21 protein-coding genes are annotated in these 23,897 nt (G+C 65.5%); 7 read left to right on the forward strand and 14 right to left on the reverse strand.

From position 1 onward, the window contains the following. Window positions 1-89: 89 nt before the first annotated feature. The 3 genes from AC5JDC_RS06560 to AC5JDC_RS06570 are packed head-to-tail and all read right to left on the reverse strand — an operon-like array spanning window position 90 to window position 5,427. Window positions 90-851 carry a methyltransferase domain-containing protein gene (locus tag AC5JDC_RS06560; protein ID WP_495840195.1) on the reverse strand — a complete coding sequence of 254 codons (762 nt, stop codon included), beginning with the start codon at window positions 849-851 and terminating at the stop codon, window positions 90-92. 50 nt (window positions 852-901) lie between these two features. Next, on the reverse strand, window positions 902-2,710 hold the full coding sequence (locus tag AC5JDC_RS06565) for a glycosyltransferase family 2 protein (RefSeq protein WP_495840197.1): 1,809 nt from the start codon (window positions 2,708-2,710) through the stop codon (window positions 902-904). A 2-nt stretch (window positions 2,711-2,712) separates the two neighbouring features. After that, window positions 2,713-5,427 (reverse strand): coiled-coil domain-containing protein, encoded by a 2,715-nt coding sequence (locus AC5JDC_RS06570; RefSeq protein ID WP_495840199.1) that lies wholly within the window; start codon window positions 5,425-5,427, stop codon window positions 2,713-2,715. A 691-nt stretch (window positions 5,428-6,118) separates the two neighbouring features. Here AC5JDC_RS06570 and AC5JDC_RS06575 point away from each other — a divergent pair. Then, entirely contained in the window at window positions 6,119-7,843 is a 1,725-nt protein-coding gene (locus AC5JDC_RS06575) for a type I secretion system permease/ATPase (RefSeq protein ID WP_495840201.1), read from the forward strand. A 69-nt stretch (window positions 7,844-7,912) separates the two neighbouring features. Beyond that, window positions 7,913-9,223 carry an HlyD family type I secretion periplasmic adaptor subunit gene (locus AC5JDC_RS06580; protein ID WP_495840203.1) on the forward strand — a complete coding sequence of 437 codons (1,311 nt, stop codon included), beginning with the start codon at window positions 7,913-7,915 and terminating at the stop codon, window positions 9,221-9,223. Window positions 9,224-9,766: 543 nt separating this feature from the next. On the opposite strand, the gene AC5JDC_RS06585 is transcribed toward AC5JDC_RS06580, so the two are convergent. The 4 genes from AC5JDC_RS06585 to AC5JDC_RS06600 form a co-directional block, all read right to left on the reverse strand. Next, entirely contained in the window at window positions 9,767-10,861 is a 1,095-nt protein-coding gene (locus tag AC5JDC_RS06585) for a polysaccharide biosynthesis/export family protein (protein ID WP_165816152.1), read from the reverse strand. A 513-nt stretch (window positions 10,862-11,374) separates the two neighbouring features. Next, the gene (locus tag AC5JDC_RS06590; protein ID WP_106774034.1) at window positions 11,375-11,995 is read right to left on the reverse strand and encodes a 2,3-bisphosphoglycerate-dependent phosphoglycerate mutase; all 621 of its coding nucleotides are present in this window, start codon (window positions 11,993-11,995) and stop codon (window positions 11,375-11,377) included. Window positions 11,996-12,027: 32 nt separating this feature from the next. Further along, window positions 12,028-12,831, reverse strand: a complete 804-nt coding sequence (gene dapB / locus AC5JDC_RS06595) for a 4-hydroxy-tetrahydrodipicolinate reductase (protein WP_495840240.1) — start codon at window positions 12,829-12,831, stop codon at window positions 12,028-12,030. A 5-nt stretch (window positions 12,832-12,836) separates the two neighbouring features. Beyond that, window positions 12,837-14,684, reverse strand: a complete 1,848-nt coding sequence (locus tag AC5JDC_RS06600) for an ABC transporter ATP-binding protein (protein ID WP_495840205.1) — start codon at window positions 14,682-14,684, stop codon at window positions 12,837-12,839. Between the two features lie 194 nt (window positions 14,685-14,878). Between AC5JDC_RS06600 and AC5JDC_RS06605 the strand changes: the two genes are divergently transcribed. Beyond that, window positions 14,879-15,166, forward strand: a complete 288-nt coding sequence (locus AC5JDC_RS06605; protein WP_495840207.1) for a type II toxin-antitoxin system RelE/ParE family toxin — start codon at window positions 14,879-14,881, stop codon at window positions 15,164-15,166. Between the two features lie 12 nt (window positions 15,167-15,178). Continuing rightward, a complete protein-coding gene (locus AC5JDC_RS06610; RefSeq protein ID WP_495840209.1) occupies window positions 15,179-15,511 on the forward strand; it encodes an addiction module antidote protein in 333 nt (110 codons plus the stop codon). A gap of 16 nt (window positions 15,512-15,527) precedes the next feature. Here the strand turns inward: AC5JDC_RS06610 and AC5JDC_RS06615 are convergent, their stop codons facing one another. From AC5JDC_RS06615 to mepA, 3 genes are all read right to left on the reverse strand, one after another. Beyond that, a complete protein-coding gene (locus tag AC5JDC_RS06615) occupies window positions 15,528-16,550 on the reverse strand; it encodes a glucokinase (protein WP_495840211.1) in 1,023 nt (340 codons plus the stop codon). Beyond that, entirely contained in the window at window positions 16,537-16,959 is a 423-nt protein-coding gene (locus AC5JDC_RS06620; protein ID WP_495840213.1) for a methylglyoxal synthase, read from the reverse strand. Before AC5JDC_RS06620 ends, AC5JDC_RS06615 begins: the two co-directional genes overlap by 14 nt. Before the next feature lie 70 nt (window positions 16,960-17,029). Beyond that, on the reverse strand, window positions 17,030-18,121 hold the full coding sequence (gene mepA, locus AC5JDC_RS06625) for a penicillin-insensitive murein endopeptidase (protein ID WP_495840215.1): 1,092 nt from the start codon (window positions 18,119-18,121) through the stop codon (window positions 17,030-17,032). Between the two features lie 251 nt (window positions 18,122-18,372). Between mepA and AC5JDC_RS06630 the strand changes: the two genes are divergently transcribed. Beyond that, window positions 18,373-18,855 (forward strand): SRPBCC family protein, encoded by a 483-nt coding sequence (locus AC5JDC_RS06630; RefSeq protein ID WP_495840216.1) that lies wholly within the window; start codon window positions 18,373-18,375, stop codon window positions 18,853-18,855. Window positions 18,856-18,895: 40 nt separating this feature from the next. On the opposite strand, the gene AC5JDC_RS06635 is transcribed toward AC5JDC_RS06630, so the two are convergent. From AC5JDC_RS06635 to AC5JDC_RS06645, 3 genes are all read right to left on the reverse strand, one after another. Then, window positions 18,896-19,702, reverse strand: a complete 807-nt coding sequence (locus AC5JDC_RS06635; RefSeq protein ID WP_495840217.1) for an isocitrate lyase/PEP mutase family protein — start codon at window positions 19,700-19,702, stop codon at window positions 18,896-18,898. A 187-nt stretch (window positions 19,703-19,889) separates the two neighbouring features. Further along, window positions 19,890-20,345, reverse strand: a complete 456-nt coding sequence (gene dut, locus AC5JDC_RS06640; protein WP_495840219.1) for a dUTP diphosphatase — start codon at window positions 20,343-20,345, stop codon at window positions 19,890-19,892. A 142-nt stretch (window positions 20,346-20,487) separates the two neighbouring features. Beyond that, on the reverse strand, window positions 20,488-20,958 hold the full coding sequence (locus AC5JDC_RS06645) for an Lrp/AsnC family transcriptional regulator (RefSeq protein WP_495840221.1): 471 nt from the start codon (window positions 20,956-20,958) through the stop codon (window positions 20,488-20,490). A 108-nt stretch (window positions 20,959-21,066) separates the two neighbouring features. Here AC5JDC_RS06645 and AC5JDC_RS06650 point away from each other — a divergent pair, with 108 nt between their 5' ends. Both AC5JDC_RS06650 and AC5JDC_RS06655 read left to right on the forward strand, forming a co-directional pair. Further along, window positions 21,067-21,288: a DUF6356 family protein gene (locus tag AC5JDC_RS06650; protein ID WP_106774023.1), complete on the forward strand. Its 222-nt coding sequence runs from the start codon at window positions 21,067-21,069 to the stop codon at window positions 21,286-21,288. A gap of 168 nt (window positions 21,289-21,456) precedes the next feature. After that, a complete protein-coding gene (locus AC5JDC_RS06655) occupies window positions 21,457-22,470 on the forward strand; it encodes a purine-nucleoside phosphorylase (RefSeq protein WP_495840224.1) in 1,014 nt (337 codons plus the stop codon). Window positions 22,471-22,532: 62 nt separating this feature from the next. Here the strand turns inward: AC5JDC_RS06655 and AC5JDC_RS06660 are convergent, their stop codons facing one another. Next, entirely contained in the window at window positions 22,533-23,672 is a 1,140-nt protein-coding gene (locus AC5JDC_RS06660) for an alpha-hydroxy acid oxidase (protein ID WP_495840226.1), read from the reverse strand. Window positions 23,673-23,897: the final 225 nt, after the last annotated feature.

Genomic DNA, 23,897 nt, shown 5'->3' on the forward strand with positions numbered 1-23,897 from the left:
GCGCCAACCTCAACCTCCCTGAGGTCGGACACCTCCCGTATGCCCACGGGGACCCGATTTGCGTCGGCTGCACTCAAGACCGTCATTACTCAAACCCGTTTGACCGGGAAAACGGAAGCGCCACAAAGACGCCACCACCGCTGCGGGATGTTGGATGCCAGAAGGTCACTCTCCGCAAAGTAGTTGCGAAGATCATAATTCTTGTCGATGTCGAAAATCGCACCGATCGTACGGTCGAAGTCCAGATTACCAAAGATTCGATAGTGATCGTACTGATTGAATTTTTCGGACCTATCCTTGGCTGCCATCTTCGGATTCAGATCTTCGCGATAGTAGCCGCCGACCCGCATCGGCACCGAGAAGAGCTGATAGCCACCCTGCCGGACCGAACGTTGCAGCTTCTGCAGTACGACTGCGTAGTTGTACGGAAGATGCTCGAGGACGTGGTTGTGCACGATCAGGTCGTAGTGATCGCGCTTGAGCGTGTCCAAATCCATGCATAGATCGAACTGCCTTATGGGCATTCCGATGTCGTATCGGTCAGGGTCCAGATCACACGCTTCGTATCCCGACGAGGAAAGCGACTGGAAGAATTTCGACAGGCCGGGCTCCGGAGCGAAATGGAGGATTCTCGCCCGAGGCTTCAACCTGACGACCTTGTCGATGAACAGCTTGGTGACACGCGTGCGCTCCACCGAATGGCAGGTCGAACAACGGGAATTCTTTCGTCCGTTGAAGTCGTAGAATTCTGTTCCCTGACAGATGGGACAGCGCATTTGAAGCTGCAGGGGGCGGGTAACTCTGGCGTCCACTTCATTCTCCAATTTTCCGAGCTTCGAACGGTCATACAAAGGACTGATCCTTCACATGACGGAATGCCTCCCTGCCGTAGTCGCTTTCCCTAGGTAAAATCGATCGTCCTGGCGGCTTCGCAGGCTGCCCCCGGCACGATGATTGTCGTGTTTTCTCTAGTCAGCAGTTCGAAGAATTCGTCACAGAACCGCTGGGCATACATGGGCCACTCGACGTCATTCCTCGGATCCATCACGTGCGTGATCCCGTAGCGGATGGTGCCGTCCCAGGCAGCCGCCATCATCTGGCGCACGACTGCGGGATCGGAACAATCGCCCTGAAGATGCTCGTCGACGACGATCGCGGATTCGTCCCGCGTGAACATCTGCCGCGGTATCATCCGCCTTTTCGCCTCTTCCTGTTCCGGCGTCAGACGCTCAGCCCCGCGTTCGTGCCAATGCCTGCAAATCTCCCGGTAGTAGTGCCGCAGCCCGTAATATGATGTGCTCACATGCGTGAGCTTGGTGCGGGTCAGAGAGCTCTCGTCGTCGAGCGCAAAGGCCATCGGGCAATCGCGCAACAGCTTCCTCACCGATTCCGCGCCGAAAGCATTCTCCACCCGCCAGATGTATTCGGTGTCGGCGGATACGCGCACATTGTCCCAGCCGCCGAGCCGGTCGAGCACCACGCGCCGGCACAGGAAGGAGGAGTGGCTCCAATGGATGATCTGATCGGAGAGACGCCAATTGGTGGTGAAACGCATGTTGCGCTGCACCCGCGCCCAGTGCGTCAGCACGCCGACCAATTCGGGATTCTCGTCCAGTTCCCTGATCTGTTGCTCGATCTTCTGCGGATGCGACCAATCGTCGGCGTCGTGCGTGGTGATGAAGGCGCCTGAAGCGAACTCCAGCCCGCGGTTGCGTGCGGGGTAGGCCCCGCGATTCTGCTCCTGGCGCACCGGCATGATCCGGCTGTCCGACTCGGCGAGCCGGCACACTGCCTCATAGGTGTCGTCGGGACTGCAATCGTCGACGACGATGATTTCGATGTTGTCGTATGTCTGCTCGCACAGCGACCGTATGGCCACGTCTATGAAGCGGGCCGCGGAATAGGCCGGCATGACGACGGAGACCTTTCCGACATCGCGCTGCCGGCAGGGCGTGGGCACAGCTTCGAGGTTTGAAAGGGCCAGGGGCTCGTCCGCGTTCCTGAGCCTTATCTCGGCCAACCCCCTTTTTTGAAAGGGCTTGTTTATCTCCGCCAGCCGCGCCTCGTCATTGTCCTGCACGTTGGCCATGGCCAGATGCACGTCCGAATCGACCAATTGCGGGCGGATTTTTCCGAAGGCGGCGGCAGCGCCCGCCACGTCTCCGAACTGCAGGCGAAGAAACCCGAGCTTCATCTGCAGTTCCTTCGACGAGCCGACCCGCGAGGAGACGTATTCCGTCCTCAGCAGGAGTTCGAGCGCGCGCTGCCACTCGCCGCGGTAGTCCAGCCATGTAGCCAGCTTCGAGGCCGCAAACAGTCTGGCCTTGTCGGAGTAGCCTTCCGCCCGGGCGATTTCCTCCAGCTCCACGGCGGCACTCTCACCCAGGCCCGCCCACAGCTTGCGGTACAGCCGGCGCCCGATGTCCACGTCGCTCGTATCGACCCTGTAGGCCCGCCCTTGCGTCTGCCCGTGCAGCACATAATGGACGACGGGGTTCAGGCCGGAATCCTCGACGTCGGGGTAGCGCTCCACGTAATATCTGGTGTCGAAATTCTTGCCGGGGTTGCGGCCGAGGCGCGCGCCGTACTTCAGATAGTGCTCTGCGGGGTCCATCCCGAGGATGCCTACGTCGGGATACTGGTCGCGATACCACTTCGAATGAAGCTGACCGGAGTTCCTTAGATGCCGCAGTTGCTCCTGAAGCTCCATCCTCAAGCCTTTCGTCTCTGCTTCTCCGTCAACGGCCTGCTCTTGGCCCTACCGTGAAGTTCATAGTGGACGAGCGCATTCTCCCCGGACCTGGATACGTCCCGGTTGGCTCCGTAATAAGCCATGGTATCGAAGCGAGGACCTGGGTTTCGTCCTTCGTATGCACCATAAAAAAGATAATGCTGCGCTGCGTCAAGACCCACTTCGGCAATATCGCTATAAGTCTCCAAGTACCATCTGCTGTCGAAGAACTCAGATGCACGTATAACGTCCAGCGCCTCACGACTTTGCTTGGTGGGGAATCTACTTGTCAGCCCACGATTAAGGCTTATCTTGCCGCTTTTTAATGCAGATGCCCTGATCTCGTTTTGAATTTGCTTCTCAGTGAGCAGCTGCTCATTGGCATCACGAAGTGCAGAAATTTCGCGCTCCAGCGCGTTGCGGGTGGCATCGCGCTCGTCAGCGATGCTGGTGATGCGGGCGATCTCCTCGAATCTCCGTGCGAGATTGCTGCGCGCCTCCTCGAACTCGGCCTTCAAAGTCTCTTCCGCGACGCTGCTGGCCTCCAGCTCACGCTGCAGGCGGCGCGCTTCCGCCGCAGCTTCCTTCCTGGACTCATCGAGCGCCTGAGCGGCCTCGTCGCGACTCTTCTCCATGAGGTCTCGGTCGGCTCGCAGCTTCGACAGCGCGGCGCTGGCGCTTGCCAGTTCCGCCTTCAAAGTCTCTTCTGCGGCGCGGCTGGCCTTCAGTTCGCGCTGCAGGCGGCGTGCTTCCGTGCCGGACTCCTGGCGCGCCTCCTTGAGCGCTTCGACGGCCTCGCCATGGTTTGCAACGAGCAGATCGTGCTCGGACTGCAACCGCGTCAGCGAGGCGCTAACGGCCGCCAGTTCGGCGCCGCGCTGCTCGCAAAGCTCGGTCATGCGCGCAAGCTCGTCGAAACGGAGCGCAAGAGCGGACTGCGCCTGATGCAGCTCTACCCTGACGTCCGCCTCCACGACTTTGTTCTTCGCGAGCTCCCGGTTGAGGTGCTGCACTTCGCTTTCGGCGGCCGACCGGGCCTGCTTCAGTTCTTCGATCTCGTCGCGCAGCGCCACGGCGTCGGACCGGTGCTGCGCGGCCTCGCCCTCCAGCCGCTGGCGGTCGCGTTCATGCCGCGCTTCGTCCTCCTGACGTTCGGCGCGCAGTTGCGACAGCTCGGCGTCGCGGCGCCCGATTTCGTCGTGCCACGCTTCCCGTTCGGAGCCGCGCTCCGTCTCCAGCTTGGTCAGCAGCCCGCGCACGTGCGCCAGTTCGTCGTCTCGGCCGGCGGCTTGCAGGCTCCGCTCGGCCTCCGCCGCCCTCTGCCGTTCGAGCTCTCCGGCCAGCGATGCGATTTCGGCGTCCTTGGCGTTCAGGCCCTGCTCCAGACCGGCCCGTTCGGCAAGCTGCGCCCGGAGTTCGTCCTCCAGCGTGCCTCGCCGTGCCAACTCCTCCTCGGCGCGCCGGTAACCGGCAGCCGCTTCCGCCTGCGCGGCTCTCGCCTCGTCACGCTCCCGGACCAGTTCCCTCAGCGCTTCTTCCTGGGCGGCCAGTGCCGCGTTCAGATCGCGCTCGACCGTCTCCCGCCGACCGATTTCGCCGGCAAGTTGCTCCGCCCCGACCCGGACTGCGGCCAGTTCCTCGTCGCGCGCGGCAAGCCGGGCCGCCATCTCGTCAAAAGTCGCTTGATTGGCGGCCCTTGCGCTCTCCGATTCGGCCCATGCGTCCTGCAACTGGGCGATGCGCCCTTTCGCCTCGGCCAATTTCGCCGACCTTTGCGCTTCGCCGGTATCCAGTCTGGAGGTGAGATCGAAGATCGTGGACTGGAACGATGCGATCTGGCGGCTGCGGGCGTCGTAGGCGCGCCCGCTCTCCTCGAGCTTTCCGCGCAGCTCGGTGACCTCCGACTGCAGTCTTGCCGCCTGCTCGACATGCATGGCCAGCGCCGCGCTCGAATCCGCCTGCCTTGCTTCGAGCGCATGCATCGCCTGCTCGGCCGCATGCGCCTGCCCGAGCCGCGTGAAGATGGTCTGGACGGCCCCGTAGCCGTGGCCGCCCAGCGTCAGCTTGGCCAGTTGCTGCAGCCGTTCGTTCTGCAGTGCCTCGCGGAAGAAAACCGTCAGCCCAGGGCCCTGCTCGAACCCGATCCTGGTCGCGGATTCCAGGGCGAGAGCGTCTATGCAGTCTTTGCCGACCTGCTCGTCGACATGATCCAGGCCCTCGAAGATGACCACGCACCGCTCGGACAACTGCGACTTCAGCGCCCGGAGGAGGCTGTGCTGCTCCTCGTCCAGCAACGCCTGCGATACGTAGAGCAGGTCGATGCCCGCTATGCGGCTGCGGCCCTCCCAGCCCTTGCGGGGGAGGATGAATGAAAAGTCCGAATAGTTCTCGTCATTGTAGCGCCGCTGGTCCTCGGCAATCCCCGCGACAGCGGAGGCAAAGCACCTGGTTTCCAATCCGTTCCGCTCGACCGACTGGCACATCGCGAAATAGGCTACGCCGTCGCCGATCTCGGGTGCCAGGAAGACGGTCGGCCGCACGACCTCGGTCAGCCAGAACAGAGCGGGAATGTTGGGCAAGAGCCTGGAGGCGCGCACATATCGTGCCTTCCAGAAGAGCGAACGGGAGGCGAGGGGCTGCACGGATTGCAGGCTCGGTTCCTGCGCGTAGTGCGTGATACCCTTGTCAGCGTCCATCACAGTCCGTTCCCTTCTTCGCATGAGCTTCACCATGTCTGTGCGACCCCGTCGGGGTCGAAAACTCAATCCTGCAGATGGAACCGTCCAGTCCGGCTATCGAGACTCCGTATCGGCCGCCGGAGGGCGGGCACTCTGCAAAACCAGCACTGCCTTACGGAGAGGCAGGCGCACGTCGATCGTTCCCCGTCCGGCCTGCTCAGGCAGCCCGTAGCGTCCCGTCATGCGGCCATGCCGCTCGCCAATCGCTGGTGACATCATTTGGTCAACAATGATGACCTATGAGTACAACCGATGGAAGCGCGGTGTCTAGTCGCGGCGCGCCCCAGTTCCGGGCGGTGGCCAGGAGCATTTCGTGGCGATCGTCACCCATACGAGTGGGAGGATGAGCCGCGGGCAGCGCACTGCCCGCGGTAAAGTCTTTGCCGCCGCTGTCCGTGATGTCTCAAGTCAAGCCGCCAGGTCGAGCGGCGGGCCGTCAACTCATGCCTACCCGAGCCTTTGGCCGGCGGGAGAAGGGATAGCTCGCGCTTTACCAAATCGCCGATTGGTTACACACTTGGCGCCCGGCGGCATTGTAGGGTGAGCGGTTCGGCAGTATAACCGGGAGCTGAGCTTGGGTGTCGTTCGGGGCAAAACAGCCGCCCGCGCGAAACTCTTTGTTAAAATTTTGTCGTCTTGCGGGCCTTCAATGAAGCCGAAGAATATCTTCAACGATGGGCTGCGGTCCTATCGATCCGTCCTCGGGTCGGTGGTGGTGTTCAGCGCGGCGATCAACATTCTGATGTTCGTCGGCCCCCTCTACATGCTGCAGGTCTACGACAGGGTGCTGCAGAGCCGCAGCGAGATGACGCTGCTGGTGCTGACCGGCATCGCCGTGGCCATGCTTGCGCTATACGGCGTGCTCGAATGGATACGCTCGCGCGTGCTGGTGCGGGCGGGGCTGCGCTTCGACAACACGGTTTCAGGCCCGCTGTTCTCCCGCGTCGTTTCGGCCAGCCTGACGCAGCCCGGTACAAAGTCCGAATTCGCGCTCATGGACGTCGACCGGTTGCGCGAATTCCTGACCGGAACGGGGCTGATCGCCATCTGCGACGTGCCGTGGGTACCGGTCTTCCTGGTCGTCTGCTTCATGTTCCATCCCTGGATCGGCTGGCTGGCGACCGGCGGCGCGGCCCTCATCTTCGTGCTGACGCTGCTCAACGAGGTGCTGACGAAGAAGACCCTCAACGATGCGAGCACAAGCTCGCAGACCGCCCAGCATTTCGCCACGACGACGCTGCAGAACGTCGAGGTGATCCGAGCGCTGGGCATGGAGCAGAACCTGCGCGACCGGTGGTCAGGTATGCACCGGCGCATGCTCGAGTTGCAGGCGGGCGCCAGCGATCGGGCCGGAGTCCTGCTGTCGACGTCGAAATTCGTGCGGATGGCCCTTCAGGTGGCGATCCTCGGCCTGGGTGCCTATCTCGCGCTGGAAAACAAGATCACTCCCGGCATGATGATCGCCGCCTCGATCATGATGGGGCGGGCGCTCGCCCCGGTCGACCAGGTGGTCGGTCAATGGAAGCAGTTCATCGGCGCCAGGCAGGCCTATGGCCGGCTGCGGGACCTGTTTGCGCGCATTCCCGATGAACCCGAGCGGACCAAGCTGCCGCGGCCGCAGGGAGGCCTCGCCGCCGAGCAGATCATCGTGGCGCCCCCGGGGTCGCGCACGCCGATCGTCAGCGGCGTCACCTTCTCGCTCCAGCCGGGAGAAACCATGGCGCTGGTCGGCCCGAGCGGCGCCGGTAAGTCCAGCCTTGCCAGGGCACTGGTGGGCGTCTGGACACCGCTCGCAGGCGCGGTGCGCCTGGACGGGTCGGAGCTTTCGCACTGGAACAAGGACGAACTCGGCGACTATCTCGGCTATCTGCCCCAGACGGTCGAGCTCTTTGGCGGAACGATCGCGGAGAACATCGCGCGGTTCAAGGATGCCGAGGCGGAGGACGTCATTCTCGCCGCGCAGCGCGCCGGCGTGCATGAGATGATCCAGAACCTGCCCGACGGCTACGAGACGCAGATCGGCGTCGGCGGCCGGCAGCTTTCCGGCGGCCAGCGGCAGCGCATCGGCCTGGCGCGTGCCCTGTTCAACGATCCGGCCGTCGTCATCCTCGACGAGCCGAACGCAAATCTCGACATGGAGGGCGAAGAAGCCCTGCTGCGGGCGCTGAAGGATCTGCGCGACCGCAAGCGCACCGTCATCTTCGTGAGTCACAAGATCGGGCTGCTGGCGCTCAGCGACAAGTCGCTGATCCTGGCGGAAGGCCGGATGCGCGCCTTCGGGCCGACGAAGGACGTGCTGCAGCCGAAGGCGGTAGCGCCGCTGCCGGCGGTCGAGGAGCAGCCGGGCTCCCGCACCCGGCTGGTCGTCAATTGACGAGGCACGAACGGGGATCGCGAATGCGCGGCAGGCGGCATCGCGCCGGCGAGATGGCAGGATAGGACGATGACGCCCAAGAAGACGCCCGAGAAGAGCTTCTCTCCGGCCCCATACGTGGTCGCCGGTTATGCGACGATCGCGCTCGCCTTCGGCGTGTTCGGAACCTGGGCGGCGACGGCGCCGCTGTCCAGCGGCGTGGTGGCGCATGGTGTCGTTGTCGTCTCTACCAATCGCAAGATCATCCAGCACCTGGAAGGCGGCATCGTTTCCGAAATCACCGTCAAGGACGGCGACGTGGTCGAGGTCGGCGACGTGCTCGTCCGCCTCGATCCGACGCAGGCGGTCGGCAATTTCACCGTGCTCAGCGAACGCCTCGCCCTCTTGCGCGCCGCCGAAGCGCGGCTGGAGGCCGAGAGCATCAATGCGGACGACATCACCTTCCCGCCGGACATCTTCGACCCGCAGAGCACGGAAGAGCCCGCCTACATCAAGCTGCACCGCACGCTCTTCCGCGACCGCAAGGCGACCAGGGACGGACAGACGAGCATTCTCAATGCCCGCGCCACGCAGCTGGAGGAGGAATCGCGCGGACTGACATCGCAGCGCAAGTCGATCGAAGACCAGCGCGGCTCGCTGGTCGAGCAGATCGAGCGCATGGAGGAGGGCCAGCGCAAGGGCTATGTGTCGACCAACCATGTGGCGCAGCTGATGCGCGGCCGCATGGAACTGGAAGGCAATCTCGGCCGCCTCATCGCCGACATGGCCAAGGCCAACGAAGCGATCGCCGAGACGAAGCTGCGGGCGCTGCAGCTCAACCAGGAATTCGTCGAACGCGCCAGCACGGAGCTGCGCGAGGTCCGCGACCAGGTCGCCGAAGTGTCCGAGCGCGTCAAGCAGGCGCAGGACATCCTCGATCGCACCGTCATCCGCGCTCCGGTCAGGGGGATGGTGCAGGACATAAAGATCCACACCAAGACGGGCGTCGTCCGTCCGGCCGAAGCGATGATGGAGATCGTCCCGATCAACGACGAATTCATCATCAACGCGCGGGTGCGTCCGATGGACGTCGACGAGGTGATGATCGGCGGCAAGGCCGAGGTGCGCTTCCCCGGCTTCTCCAGCCGGCTGACCCCGGTGATCTTCGGATCGGTGCAGGTGCTGTCGCCCGACATCATCATGCCGGAGAACCCGCAGATCGAGCCCTACTACAACGCCCGCATCAGTGTGGCGGAGAAGGACATCCCGGACACGATCCGCGGCCGCCTGCAGGCGGGCATGCCGGCGGAGATCATCGTCAGCGGCGGCGAGCGCACGCTCGTCCAGTACCTGGTGAAGCCGCTGACCGATTCCTTCGCCAAGGGCATGCTGGAGCAGTAGCGGCCCGGGTCCCCTCGGGGCGGGCGTTGGCGCGCCCTCGACCATGCCGGAGCCCGCGGTCGTCAGGGACTATCCGGGAAGGGCATTCCGGCATGTCTGGGGCCGAGACATCTGCACCAGGTGATGCCCGAGGCGAGCGCGTCGCCCGATCGGGATCGAATGGCCGTGGGTCGATCGGCGCCCGCTCGTACCCACAGCTTGTGTTGAGCGTTCGCGCCGTCCCTCATCGCCCTGCTAAAATTAGGCACTTCTCCCCGGATTCCTTCGACTAGCCCAGGACGGAAAGGACGCTGTGGCTGCCGAACTCGCCAATCGGCACCGCTGGAGACTTGCGAAGAAGCCGCGGCAGGCGACTCCTCCCGTTCTAGCGGGGAGAGCGCAACCATTAGGCTGGCAGGTGAGGGGCGGCGCAGACGGTCAAGATGAACGGCAGAGCGGAATGCGGCCGAGAGGATCTCGGCACATGGCATCCCAATCGTCGCGGCGTGACTATAGCCGCGTCACCGATCGGTCGGTCATGGATGACGTTGACGGCGCCGCGCGTCAGAACGAGCTGACGGCGCGGGCGATCACGAAGGTCTGCGCCACGGCGCTCATGAAGCGGAAGATTTCCACCGACGGATGCTGCGCCAGATAGAGCACGTCCTTGTTGCGCATCGGGAAGTTCTGGCCGACCAGATAGGCGTCGGGCTTGGACAGATCGATGCGGTAGACGATCGGATACATGTCCGCCGCGTTCGGATGCATGCCCTTGGAGGCAAGCACCTGGAAGCGCTGCTCGCCGAGAATCGACCGCAGCACCGGCGCATATTCGTAGCGGAAGATGAACAGGCCCCGCGGATTCGCCCGCGACGCATTGGCGCCGCCGGCCAGTGCCGCCGCCTCGATCACGCTGATGCTGGCGGCGCCGAGCGGGATCTTCGCCGTCTTGCCCGTCGACCCGAGGACCGAGAAGGTCTGCGGATCGTGCGTCAGGAAGAGCTGGTCGCCCGGCCGTGCAAAGATGTTCTCCGACGGCCGGTCGATCAGCGTCTGCAGCAGCGCCTTGCCGGTCCTGCCGCCGCGCGTCAGCGTCACGAAGGTGTCGTAGGGCGGGTTGGTGGGGCCGCCGGCCTTGGCGATGACGTCGGTGAGCCGCTCGCTGGACAGGCCGAGCGGGACGACCGACGGCTTGCCCACCACGCCGTTGACGGCGATGGTGCGCGATGCGTTCTCGGCGAGCCCGACGATCACGTCCGGCTCGACGGCCCGCGTCTTCAGCGACTGGACGATCGAGTTGCGGGCCGCTTCCAGCGTGTTGCCGGCGAACTGCACGGCACCGATATAGGGCACCGGCGCCCGCCCGTCGGGCTGCACGGTGACGGTGACCGACGTCGCCTTGTTGTCCTGGGTGGAGAACAAGCCGTCCGGCCCCGCCTCGAAGATGGTGATCTGCAGCACGTCGCCGACGCCGATCGTCGGATTGACGCCGCCCTTGCCGAGCCCGAACGTTTTGTTGAAGGCCGGGCTCTGGTAGGCGGCCACGACCGAGGCGACATTCGGCGTCATGTCGACCACGTCGAAGACGTATTGCTGCTTGGGGTTCTGGCGCGGGTTCTGACCCTTGTTGTCGGAAGCGGACACGATCGAGGAGGCCATCGGGCCGTCGCCGGAGAAAGCATTGCAGCCTGCGACCAGCATCGGCAGCAACGCGGCAACGACGACCCTGCGAGCCGTCAGACCTGCGCGTCCGCTGCGAGCGGAAGAAAGCTCTATCAGACAGTCACTTGCCAAACCAATTCCCTCTGCCTCGCCGACTCTGTCCCCGCGGCTCCGTCCGGCAGCACGCGAAGACATGACGGACTGGACCCAAAGCGTCAATGTCAAACTCCGTCGGATCATTAGCATTGAAACTGCAGCGTAAACGCTTCGCTAACCGAGAGCCTCCGGCGAGTCGCCGAACTGCTCCCAACACATTGTTTTTGCTTGGTTTGGTGCCGCCGTGTCGAATTGAGCACAGATGGCAACTTTCTTGCGGCCGAATGACCCATCCCGGCGGCAGACGCCATCCGCTCCGCCGGAGGCGATCCGGTCTGTCCAACGGGCGAACCACCGCATCGCGACCGGCCGCGGCCGAATCGAGCAGACGATGGGCCGGATTCCTTTCCGACCCTAGGCCGTCAGAACCTCCTTCGAAGCCACGGTCGAATCGGCGTTCAGGCGGTAGACGATCGGCACGCCGGTGCCGAGTTCCAGCTTCACCACCTCTTCCTTGGACAGGCCGTCGAGGGCCATGATCAGGGCCCGCAGCGAGTTGCCGTGCGCGGCGACCAGGACGGTGCCGCCGCGCAGCACATGCGGCTGCATGTCGTGCAGATAATACGGCCAGACGCGGGCGCCGGTGTCCTTCAGGCTTTCGCCGCCGGGGGGCGCGATGTCGTAGGAGCGGCGCCACACATGCACCTGCTCCTCGCCCCACTTCTGGCGTGCGTCGTCCTTGTTCAGCCCGGACAGTTCGCCGTAGTCGCGCTCGTTGAGCGCCTGGTCGCGGATCGTCTCGAGGTCGCTCTGGCCGACGGCGTCGAGGATGTGCTGGCACGTCTTCTGCGCCCGTTGCAGCACCGAGGTGAAGGCGAGATCGAATTTGAGCCCGCGCGCCGCCAGCGTGGCACCGGCGGCCTTGGCCTCCGCATGGCCCTGCTCCGTCAGGTCGACGTCGCGCCAGCCGGTGAACAGGTTCTTCAGGTTCCAGTCGCTCTGTCCGTGGCGGACCAGCACGAGTGTTCCGGACATTCGTTACCCCTTGTTGCGGTTGACTGCTGCGCTCATGCCAGTCCGAGCACGTCGCGCATCGAATAGAGGCCGGGCTTGCGCCCGTGCGCCCAGAGGGCCGCCCTGACCGCGCCGCGCGCGAAGATGGCGCGGTCCTCGGCGTTGTGGGTGAGCACCACGCGCTCGCCGGGACCGGCGAGGATCACCGAATGGTCGCCGACCACCGAACCGCCGCGCAAGGTGGCAAAGCCGATGGCGCCCTCCGGCCGCGGGCCGGTATGCCCGTCACGCACCCGCACGCTGTTGTCGGCAAGCCCGATCTCCCGCCCCGCGGCCGCGGCCTGCCCGAGCAGCAGCGCGGTGCCCGACGGCGCATCCACCTTGTGGCGGTGGTGCATTTCCACCACCTCGATGTCGAAATCCTCCGGCCCGAGTGCCCTGGCCGCTTGCTCCACCAGCACGGCGAGAAGGTTCACGCCGAGGCTCATATTGCCGCTCTTGACGACGGTGGCGTGGCGGGCCGCCGCGGCGATCCTGGCATCGTCTTCCGCCGAGCACCCTGTCGTGCCGATGACGTGGACGATACGGGCCTGCGCGGCATAGCCGGCGAACTCCACGGTCGCAGCAGGAACGCTGAAATCGAGCACGCCGTCGGCCTTGGCGAAGACCGGCAGCGGATCGTCGACGATCGGCACCCCGAGCGGGCCGACGCCGGCCAGTTCCCCGGCATCGCGGCCAAGAAACGGCGAGCCGGCGCGCTCGATGGCGCCGGCGACGCGCACCCCGGCAACCTGCTGCACCGTGCGGATCAGCGTCTGGCCCATGCGGCCGGCTGCACCGACGACGACGAGTCCCATCTCGCTCATGCCGGTGCTCCCGTCCGCTTGGCGCGCTTTGCCGGATCCGCCGCGCGCTTGATGTCGTTCACCAGCCCGAGGCCCTTCGAACTCTGAACGCGGTGGAAGCGCGCATAGACCCCGTGCGGATCGGCGAGCAGCGATTGATGCGTACCTTCCTCGACCACGAGGCCGTTCTCCAGAACCACGATCTTGTCGGCATTTACCACCGTCGACAGGCGGTGCGCGATCACGATGACGGTCCGGCCCTGCATGACGGTGGCCAGCGCGTCCTGGACGCGCGCCTCCGATTCGGTGTCGAGCGACGATGTGGCCTCATCGAGCAGCAGGATCGGCGCATTGCGCACGATGGCGCGGGCGATCGAGACACGCTGGCGCTGGCCGCCCGACAGGGTCACGCCATTCTCGCCGACCAGCGTGTCGTAGCCCTGCGGCTGCTCGCGGATGAATTCGTCCGCCGCCGCCAGTTGCGCGGCCCGCTGCACCTCGGCTTCCGTGGCGCTCTCGCGCCCGTAGCGGATGTTGTCGCCGATCGAGCCTTCGAACAGATAAGGCTGCTGCGATACGAAGGCGATCTGCTCGCGCAGCGACCGCTTCGTCACTTTGGCGATGTCCTGGCCGTCGATCAGGATCGAGCCGCCTTCGACATCATAGAAGCGCTCGAGCAGAGCCGTCAGCGTCGACTTGCCGGCACCCGACGCCCCGACGATCGCCGTCATCTTGCCGGCCTCGGCAACGAAGCTGACGCCATGCAGCACCGGCAGGTCCTGGTTGTAGCCGAAGCGCACGTCGTCGAAGCGTACCTCGCCCTTCGTCACATCCAGAGGCCTGGCGTCGGCGACGTCGCCCTGCCGGGGCTTCAGGTCGAGGATCTCGTAGATCATGCGCGCATTGACCAGCGACCGCTCGAGGCTGACCTGGACGCGGGCGAGTCGGCGCGCCGGGTCATAGGCGAGCAGCAGCGCCGAGATGAAGGAGAACACCGCGCCGGGCGGCTGCTGGCTGAATGTCGAGCGGTAGCCGGCATAGACCACCACCAGGGCAACGACCGCGCCGGCGAGAATCTCCGATATCGGCGTGAGGCGCTCGGAAACGCGGGCGATCTTGTTGTTGCGCCACTCCGCGTCCTTGATCAGCTTGGCGATCCGCCGCGACAGCTGCTCCTCCATGGTGAAGGCCTTCACCACGGCGATCCCCTGGGTCGATTCCTGCATGGCGCCGAGCAGGCGGGAATTGACCTCGACGGATTCGCGGCTGATGCGCCGCATGCGCCGCATCAGGTTGTTGACGGCGTAGACGAGCGGAGGTCCGATCAGGAAGGCGAAGATCGACAGCATCGGATCCTGCATCACCATGACGGCGACCAGGGCGACCAGCGTGACGACGTCGCCAACGACGGCCCTCAGGGTGGTGCTGAGCAGGTCGCGCACGCCGCCGACGTTCTGGCTGATCTGGGCGGCCAGCTGGCCGGAGCGCATCGACGTGTGGAAGTCGACGCCGAGCCTCATCAGATGGTCGAACAGGCGCTGCTGATAGCGCGCCACCATGTTGTTGCCGACCCTGGCGAGGATGACCGACTGGGCATAGCTGGCGAAGCCGCGGATCAGAAAGGCGGCGAAGATGGACACGCTGATCAGGACGATCAGGTCGCTGCGCTGCTTGTAGAAAATCTGGTCGATGACGTCGCGCATGATCCATGCGCCGAAGGCCGTCGTCGCCGCCGTTGCCAGCAGGCATAGGCCAGCGGCCACGTAGCTGCGCACATAGTCACGGCCGTTCTCGGAGAGGATGCGCCGGATGATGGCGATGACCTCACCTGGATCGGCCCGCCTCTTGTCGTGTTTGGTTTTCAATTCCGGTTCGGCTCGCGTTTCTTTGGCCGGCACGCGGCCGGCGGCTCCTCATAGCGGCAACGGGCGGCCTTGCCTATGGCTTCCGCACGAACAAACGGCCATGTGACGTCCGCGCCGCCCAGGAAGGACACATCGCCGCAAGGCGTGAGAAAAGTATTTGCCCGGTCCGCAGGTCGCCTATAGGCTACCGACGCATGATCGAGGTCCGCCAAAGTCCGCCATTTGCGCAGTGGCTGCGCGGCTTGCGTGACGCAAATGCAGCGGCCCGCATCCTGCAGCGCATCCGTCGGATGGAGCGGGGCAATCCTGGTGACGTCAAGCCGGTCGGCGGGCCGGTCATGGAGATGCGCGTCGACTACGGGCCAGGCTATCGGGTCTACTACATGCAGCGCGGCGCGGCTCTCGTCGTTCTTCTGTGCGGTGGGGACAAGCGGAGGCAGCAGGCGGACATACAGCGAGCCTTGGACATGGCTGACAATTGAAAGGACTGAGAGATGGACACGACTCGCTTTGATGCGGCCGAATATCTCGATACCCCGGAACTTCAGGCGGCCTATATCACAGCCGCGCTCGAAACCGGTGATCTGGCCGAAGTGCGGGACGCTATAGGACTCGTTGCTCGTGCACGAGGAATGGCCGACATCGCTGCAGCCGCAAAGCTTAACCCCAAAAGCCTGTACAAGGCGCTGGGCGACAGCGGCAATCCCGAATTCGCGACCGTGCTGTCCGTGCTGAACGCGCTTGGCCTGACGCTGTCGGCAACGCCTACCGACAAGTCGCAACGGGCCAGACGGAAGCGTGCTTCGCCCCAAAAATCCGCTGCCTGAATGTCGAAGATACCGTTCAGCTGCGCCAGCGCCGGCCGCGGGTTTCGACGCCGAACCGCTGCGGCGCGCGGGCGTAGGCGGCGAGCCCGGCGAGTGCCGCCAGCGTGTGGGTGATGACGTAGACCGGCATGCCCCGCATCATCTCGGTATGCGGCGCCTTGTCCTCGAAGGCCGCCCGGAATCGCGGCTCGCGCAGCGCCGGCACGATCTTCTGGGCAATCCCGCCGGTCAGGAACACGCCGCCCTGGCTCTTGAACACCAGCGCCAGGTCGCCGGCGGTGCGGCCGAGGCAGGTGACGAAGAAGGCAAGGGCCTCCTCCGCCACCGGATCGGTACGCTCGAGCGCGGCGGCGGTGATCTCGGCCGGCGTGGTGAAGCGCGGCGTTCCGCCGTCGGCCAGCGCGGTAGCGCGGTAGGCGTTGACCAGGCCGCGGCCGCACAGGATCTGCTCGCCGGAGATGCGCCCCTCGATCGGCTCGAGATGCGGAAAAATCTGGCGGTCGCGGTCGGTGCGCGGACCGATGTCCATATGGCCGCCCTCGCCCGGTACCGGTATCCACAGGCCGCGCGAATGGATGAGGCCGGCGACGCCGAGGCCAGTTCCCGGCCCGAGCACGACGCGGGCGGCGCCGGCCTCCGGCGCCCCGCCGCCGATCTTCTCCATATGCTCCTCGCCGAGTGCCACGACGGCGAGCGCCTGCGCCTCGAAATCGTTGAGCACGACGATGTCGGAGAGGCCGAGGCTGCCGAACATGCCCTTCGGCCGCACCACCCAGGGGCAGTTGGTCAGCGCAATCTCGTCACCGTCCACCGGACCGGCCACGGCGATGACGGCGGATTTCGGGCGGATTGCGGCATCGTCCAGGACCGCGGCCTGGATGGCTTCGTCGATCGTCGGGAAATCGGCGGTGCGCACGACGCGCGGCGCGCCAGCCTCGGCATCGGCCGATTCGACGACGGCGAAGCGGGCATTGGTGCCGCCGACGTCGCCGATCAGGATGGGAAAGCGAAAACCGTCCTCGGCCTCAGCCATGCACATCGTCCTCCCTTGCGGAAGCGCGGCTTGCGCCGTTCTCGTAGTCGCGAAGGATGATCTCGGCGGTCGCCCGGTTGAGCGCCATCGGTATGTCGTAGACGATCGCCAGCCGCATCAGGGCCTTCACATCCACGTCATGCGGCATCGGCGTCAGCGGATCAACGAAGAAAATGAGGGCATCGACCTTTCCCTCGGCGATCAGCGCGCCGATCTGCTGGTCGCCGCCGAGCGGACCGCTCTTCAGGCGCTGGAGCCGCAGGCCCGGGCAGGCGTCGAGAACGCGGGCGCCGGTCGTGCCCGTGGCGACGATGTCGCAGGTCTCGAGGAAGCCGACATGGCCGCGCGCGAAGGCGACCAGGTCGTCCTTCTTCTCGTCATGCGCGATCAGCGCCAGCCGCAATCGGGATGCCATGGGCTGGCCTCCACCGTTAAACCGATTGAAGGCTCATAGACGGGAACTGTGCGCGGGGGAAGCCGCCGGATTAGGACCCCGGCCTGGGACGCGGCAGCGGAATGCCGATCTCCGGTGTAGGCGCGAACGCGTTGAGCGGGATGGCGCCGGTGGAGGCGACCGCTGGTGCGCTTCCCGCCGGCTCGAGCACCGCCGGCGCCGCTGCTTCCGCCGCCGCCACGGCCATGGCATCGGCGCCCGGTCCGACCGTGACCGCCGCTTCCGAGACCGGTTCCGGGGCGCTGAGGACGGCACGGCATTCCTTCGGCAGGCTCGCCATGGTCATGATGTCGCGCGCTTTCGGCCTGTCCGGGTTCTTGTTGGGCCGCCACGGTTCTTCGGTGAACCACCAGGCAAGTGATTCGTCGCAGCCCTCGCCGCGCACCGTCTCCGCCTGCTTCTTGCAGCCGGTCGAACCGGGCTGGCAACCGATACGGATGTGGAAATGGTAGTCGTGACCCCAGAACGGCCGAACCTTGCGCAGCCACGACCGGTCGCCGGTCACCGTCTCGCACAGCTTCTTCTTGATTCCCGGATGGACAAGAATGCGCTCGACTTCCGGATAGCTCGCCGCCCGCTTCAGGAGCCGCGCATGGGCCTTCGTCCAAATGCGATCATCGACGGTGAGCCCGCCCTTGCGGATCATGGAGATCGCCGACATGTTCTCGCGCTCCTCCGCGGTCAGGCGGCGGTCCGGCATCGGCGTCAGCCAGATGTCGGCGTCGAGGCCGATCTGGTGCGAGGCGTGGCCGGTCAGCATCGGGCCGCCACGCGGCTGCGAGATGTCGCCGACGAGCAGGCCCGGCCAGCCGTCGGCGGTCGCCTGGCGCGACAGCTTCTCGACCAGGTTGATCATCACAGGGTGGCCCCAGCGGCGGTTGCGCGACAGCCGCATCGCCTGCCAGGTCGGTCCGTCGGTGGCGATGGCGAGGCCGCCGGAGAAGCAGCCCTTCGAATAGAAGCCGTAGGACTTCGCCGCGGTCGCGGCCGGCAGCCGCTGACTGCCGAACAGATCCTTGGCGAGTTCGGCCGACTGCGCCGGCTGCGCGGCCGGAACGGCAAAGGCCAGCATCGCGGCAAGGACGGCGGCGGCCCGCGCCGCCCGTGCGATCAGAAACGTCATGCGGTCTTCCCCGGGGTCCGGCCCCCTCGCCAGCCTGACGCCGGCTGGTAAACGAAGCATGAATCGGCAGCGTGGCGAAATTTGGTACGACGCATCCGCCCGCAAGGCAGCCCGGCGGCATCGAGATCGAAAGGGCAGGAATTTTGCCCCGGTGGTGTCGGCATGCGAGACTGCCATACGTCATAAGAGCGGCACCGTGCGCTCGGCGCGCGTCAACGGCCCCGAACAAACAGTCCATGTGGAGACAGGATATGAACCCCACCGCCCAGACCTCCCGCCCCTCCGAGCGCGAGCTCCTGCTCACCCGCGTCATCGACGCACCGCGCGAAAAGCTCTACCGGGCCTGGACGGATCCCGAGATCATCACGAAATTCTTCGCGCCGAAGCCGTGGTCGACGCCGCGCGCCGAGCTCGACGTGCGGCCCGGCGGCAGCAACCTCATCGTGATGGCCGGTCCCGACGGCACGGAATTCCCGAATCACGGCGTCTACCTCGATGTCGTCGAGAACCGGCGCCTGGTCGTCACCGATGCCTATGTCAGGGCTTGGGAGCCGTCGGAGAAGCCGTTCATGACGCTCACCCTCACCTTCGACGACGAAGGCGGCAAGACCCGCTACACGGCACGGGTAACCCACTGGTCGAAGGAAGATTGCGACGCCCACGAGAATATGGGTTTTCACGAGGGCTGGAGCCAGGTCACCGACCAGCTGGAGGAGCTGGTGCGGACACTCTGAGATCCGCATCGCCGTTCTGGCGGGCGGGAAAGCCCGCCCATCACTCCTTGCCGGAAAACAGCGCCTCGAGTTCGCCGAAGGACATGGTTTCGCGGGCGAATTCGAAGGTGCCGGCGCCGAGCATCTCGTTGGCGGCGCGCCGCAGCGCCCCGAAGGCGTGGGCGGTCAGCTTAGAGCCCAGCGAGATGCGCTTGGCGCCGGCCTCCGCCAACGCGGCGACGCTGAGGCCGGGCACCGCCAGCACGTTGACTGGCCGGGGCACGGCCGAACAGATGGCGCGGATGGTGGCGACATCGGAGATGCCCGGCGCATAGAGCACGTCGGCGCCGGCGTCGGCGAACGCCTGCAGGCGCTTGATCGTGTCGTCGAGATCGGGGCGCTCCCACTGGAAATTCTCGGCGCGCGCCGTGAACACGAAGTCCTTCTTCAGCGCCCTGGCCGCCTCGGCCGCCGCCGCGACCCGCTCGACCGCGAGCGAGAAGTCGTAGATCGGATCGTCGGGATCGCCGGTGTGGTCCTCGATCGAGCAGCCTGCCAGGCCGGCCGCTTCGGCGGCGAAGATGGTCTCGGCGGCGCTGTCGGGGCTGTCGCCCTTGCCCTTCTCCAGGTCGGCGGAGACCGGCACCTCGACGGACGCGACGATGTCGCGGCAATGCGCGACCATCGCCTCGAAGCCGACGCCACCGTCGACCAGCCCGCGCGAGAAGGCGAAACCGGCGCTGGTGGTGGCGAGCGCCTTGAAGCCGAGCGAGGCCAGCAGCCTGGCCGTGCCCGGATCCCAGGGATTGGGCATCACGAAGATGCCCGGCGCCTCGTGGAGGCTGCGGAACGTGCTGCCCTTGTCCATGGCATTGCCTGTTTAGCCGAGTTGTGACCGTCAGATCCTGCCTGCACCGGCGCGGTCGCCGGGGCTGCGCGGGATTCTCCGCAGCAATCATGTCAAAACTCGGATGGAACTGCACCCATTTCTCGCCGGCGGAGGTCCGCCCGCTGAAGGCTCCTGCCGCCGGGATGGCCGGCTTTTGGCGACCGGCTCAGGCGGTGCCGGTGGAACCGAAGCCGCCGGCGCCGCGCGCCGTGCCGCCGGCCAGGCTGCGCTCCTCGATCGCGGCGTGCGCCACCGGCGCGATCACCAGCTGGGCCACCCGCATGCCGCGGGTCACTGTAAAGTCGTCGTCACCGAGATTGACGAGCAGCACCTTCACCTCGCCGCGATAATCCCAGTCGATGGTTCCCGGTGTGTTGAGGCAGGTGATGCCGTGCTTGAGGGCAAGGCCGGAGCGCGGCCGCACCTGCCCCTCGAAACCTTCCGGGATTTCCAGGATGAGCCCGGTCGGCACCAGCGCGCGCCTTCCCGGCAGGATCAGGATCGGCCGGTCGTCGGCGACGGCGGCGCGCAGGTCCAGGCCGGCCGCGCCGGCGCTTTCATAGGCAGGCAAATCGAGGCCATGCGCGTGCGGGAGGCGGACGACGCCGAGGGACGGTTTCATCGAGATGCCCTTGTGGTGAACTGGCGCTGTCTGGCCCGTCGCGCTCTTCGATGCAACGCGGCCGCTCACGAATCCCCAACTACGAGAAGAGCCGCCTCCTCGTCCAGCAGAAACGCGTGAAGCGAATCAACCTCTGGAGTTTCTATCTGACCTCCACCGGTACGACCGTCGTCTCGCGTATCTCCTCCATGACGAAGGAGGCGGAGACGTCGGACAGCGGCACCTTGGCGATCAGCCGCTGGTAGAGCCGGTCATAGGCCTTCACGTCGGCGACGCGGGCGCGCAGCACATAGTCGAGGTCTCCCGACATGCGGTAGACGCCGGTGATCTCCGGCAGGCTGGTGACTGCGGCGCGGAAACGGGTCAGCCAGTCGGGATCGTGGTTGGAGGTCCGCACCATGATGAAGACCGAGAGGCCGACGCCGAGCTTTTCCGGATCGACCAGCGCGACGCGGCCGGTGATGACGCCGGCGTCCTCCAGCCGGCGTATGCGGCGCCAGCAGGCGTTGCGCGACAGATTCACGCGCGCAGAGACGTCGTCGACCGAGAGCATGGCGTCGCGCTGCAGCTCCGCCAGGATGCGGCGGTCGATGGTGTCGATTTCACTCGTCATCTTGGGATGATCGTCCCAAACATTCTCCAATTCAAGAGACGAATTGGGAAAAGCAGTCGCTGCAACGGACCTATCATGCCACCGTTCGGCAATAATGGAGGACGGCAGATGACAACGCGGCTGGCAAGACTGTTTCACGATCATCCCGCTTCCGTCGGCGAGACCTATTTCGGCCACATGGCGTTTGCCGCCGGATTCTCCGCGCGGCTGTTCGCGGCGGCGTTTGCGGCGCTGGTCCACGCCGTCCTGCCCTTCCTGTTCGAGACCACCGCCAGCCGCATCGTCCGCGACCTGCATCAGCGGACGCATAATCGACAGCCGGATGCGTAACGGCCGCGTCGCTTTGCATCGACACGCCGACGAAGGCGGCAGTCCGGGCGTCGGTTCACAATTCTGTCATGCACGATTCCGCCTTCCCCGATCGGATCGCCGGCGGCATGGTGATCGCGTCAGGTCGAAACGATTCATGCGAGAACATAGATGCAAGGACGATTGAAGTTGGCTGCCCTTTTCGGGCTCGTGGCAGCCACCCTTTCCGGCACCTGGAGCCTTCAGGCACGCGCCGGCGAGCCGATCAAGCCGAAGGTGCTGGTAATCACCATGTTCGGCGAGGAAGCAAAACCGTGGCTCGCCGGCAAGAAGCTCGACACCAAGGTGAAGGTGCCCGGTCTGTCCGGCGAATATCCGGAGGTGTCCTGCGATTCCGAAGGGCTCTGCCTGATGACGACGGCGATGGGCTTCTCCAATGCGGCAAGCTCGGTGGCGGCGCTGGTGTTCGGCAAGCAGTTCGACCTCGGCCAGACCTATTTCCTGATCGGCGGGATCGCCGGCGTCGATCCCAAGGACGGCACGCTGGGCTCGGCGCTGTGGGCGCGTTACGTTGTCGACGGCGGGCTGCGCCACGACATCGATCCGCGGCAGATTCCGCAGGATTGGCCGGACGGCATGGTGGCGCTCGGCGCCAAGCGACCGGGCGAGAAGGCCGGCTGGGGCGCGGGCACCGAGGTTTACGCTCTCAACTCGGCTCTCGCCGAAAAGGCGTTCGAGCTGACGAAGTCCGTCGAACTCGCTGATGGCGACGATGCCGCCCAATATCGCAGCCGCTATGAGGAGGAGGCCGCGCGCGGCAAGCCGTCGGTCAAGCTGTGCGACACGGTCTCGCTCGACACCTACTGGCACGGCTCGAAGATCGGCGATGCCGTCGAGCGGTGGACGGCGCAGGTGTCCGACGGCAAGGCGAACTACTGCACCACGCAGATGGAGGACAATGCGACGCTGACGGCGCTGAAGCGCGGCGCCGATGCCGGGATTCTGGATTTCAGCCGGATCGCGGTGCTGCGGACGGCCTCGAACTTCGACCGCGAGGCGCCGGGACAGACCGCCATCGATTCGCTCGGCGCCAAGTCGGGCGGCTTCATGCCTTCGGTGACCAACGCCTACCGCGTCGGCTCGGCGCTCACCGACACGATCATCGCCGACTGGGACGTCTGGTCGGCCGGCGTGCCTCGATAAGCTGACCGGGAACCGAGGCTGCGCATGGCAGATGCCGGGCGCAGTCACCTCGCAAAGGACCACTACTCCTTGTAGAGCAGATCCGGGCCGGCCTCGCCGATCAGCCGCTTGCCGCAAAGCGCCAGCGTGATGTCGAGCTCCTTGCGGATGATCTCCAGCGCCATCGTCACGCCCTGCTTGCCGAAGGCGCCGAGGCCGTAGAGGAAGGGCCGGCCGATATAGGTGCCCTGCGCGCCGAGGCAGAGCGCGCGCAAGACGTCCTGGCCGGAGCGGATGCCGCCGTCGAGATGGATTTCGGTGCGGTCGCCGACCGCCTCGACGATCCCCGGCAGCACCGAGATCGAGGACGGCGCGCCGTCGAGCTGGCGGCCGCCATGGTTCGAGACGATGATCGCGTCGGCGCCGGTCGCCGCCGCCAGCTTCGCGTCCTCGGCATCGAGGATGCCCTTGAGGATCAGCTTGCCGCCCCAGCGCTCGCGAATCCACTCGACGTCCTTCCACGACAGGCGCGGATCGAACTGCTCGTTGGTCCAGGAGGAGAGCGAGGACAGGTCGCCGACGCCCTTGGCGTGACCGACGATGTTGCCGAAGCTGCGGCGCCGGGTCTTCAGCATGCGCGCGCACCAGGGCAGGCGGAACGCCATGTTGACGATGTTCGCCGGGGTCATCCTGGGCGGCGCCGACAATCCGTTGCGCAGGTCCTTGTGGCGCTGGCCGAGAATCTGCAGGTCGAGCGTCAGCACCAGCGCCGAGCATTTCGCCGCCTTGGCCCGGTCGATCAGATTGATGACGAAATCGCGGTCGCGCATGACGTAGAGCTGGAACCAAAACGGCTTTTTGGTCACCGAGGCGACGTCCTCGATCGAGCAGATCGACATGGTCGACAGGGTGAACGGCACCCCGAACTCCTCCGCCGCCTGCGCCGCCAGCATCTCGCCGTCGGCATGCTGCATGCCGGTCAGCCCGGTCGGCGCCAGCGCGACGGGCATCGCCACCTTCTCGCCGATCATAGTGCTTTCCAGTGAGCGCCCGGTCATGTCGACCAGCACGCGCTGCCGGAACTTTATCTTTTTGAAGTCCTCCTCGTTGGCCCGGTAGGTGCTTTCGGTCCAGGCGCCGGAATCGGCATAGTCGAAGAACATTCTCGGCACGCGGCGGCGTGCGATTTCCTTGAGGTCGGCGATATCGAGGGTGGGCTTCATGGTCGGAGCTTTGGAGTGGCGGGGGCGCGGCATTCCCGGCAAGGTAAGCCGCAACCGACCTAATCCGCTTTGGAGCGGATGTCGATCCCGGAAAACGATCCCGGTCCATGCAACAATGCGATTTGTTCGGAACGGCGCAGACAAGCTTCATCCTCGCCACGCCCTGCCTTTCGCAGTCTGGCCATTGAAAGGAAAGTGCGGGAAGCGGGGCGCGGGGCCGAGCCT

It is taken from the genome of Kumtagia sp. (genome assembly GCF_059502445.1).